General features: G+C 73.6%; 1 protein-coding gene. It reads right to left on the reverse strand.

The features are described from left to right. Nucleotides 1–444 (reverse strand): TetR/AcrR family transcriptional regulator (locus PROKR_RS09450; RefSeq protein WP_157601986.1); only part of this gene is annotated, 444 nt, incomplete at its 3' end. Nucleotides 445–769: the final 325 nt, after the last annotated feature.

The following is a 769-nucleotide window of genomic DNA, read 5'->3' on the forward strand; positions in this document are numbered from 1 at the left end:
GAGCATGCTCTGGGTGATCGGGCCCACGTGCTTCAGGGGGTCCACCGCCTCGCGCCGGACGCCGGTGAAGAGCATCGCGTACCGGCGCGGGTGTGCCAGCGCCCAGCGGCGCCACGCGTGGGCGATCGCGGACACGCGCTCGGCGGCGGGGCGATCGGACGCCGCGTCCGCCGCGGTCTCCACGGCGGTGCCGAGGCCGGTGTACCCCGCCAGGACCAGGGCGTCGAGCAGCGCCTCCCGCGAGGCGAAGTAGTGGTAGAGCGCGGGCGGCGTCATGCCCATCGCCTTGCTCACCGAGGCGATCGACAGGCCGTGCGCGCCGCCGGTGTCGACGAGCTCCAGCGCCCGCTCCACGATCTCGTCGACCGTCTGCCGGCGGAGGCGCTCGCGGCGGGTCGGGGGCCGCGTCGTCGCGGGCCGGGTGTCGACGTCGTCCACTGGCATGCCGTGAGCCTAGTGCTCCGTCGCGGGTGGGTGTCCGGTGTGGGCGTCACCAGCTGGTTCGTGATCCGCGGATCGCGGCGTGCGTCACCGTCGCGCCCGAGGTTCTGTTCAGACCGCGAGCTCCTGCCCGTAGGAGCGGGCTTGAAACGTTGCAGCGTCGTGGCTTGAACAGAACCTCGGAGGGCCGACCCGCACGTCCTCGGCAACAGGTCACCCGACGGCCTGGCACGATGGCGCACATGAAGGCTGACCCCGGGCCACACGCAGCACCGCCCGCCGCCGCGGGAGGTACCCGCACCTGGTTCGTCACCGGCGCGAGCCGCGG

Origin of the sequence: Promicromonospora kroppenstedtii DSM 19349, from assembly GCF_000515355.1 — a bacterium.
Taxonomy (GTDB): domain Bacteria; phylum Actinomycetota; class Actinomycetes; order Actinomycetales; family Cellulomonadaceae; genus Promicromonospora; species Promicromonospora kroppenstedtii.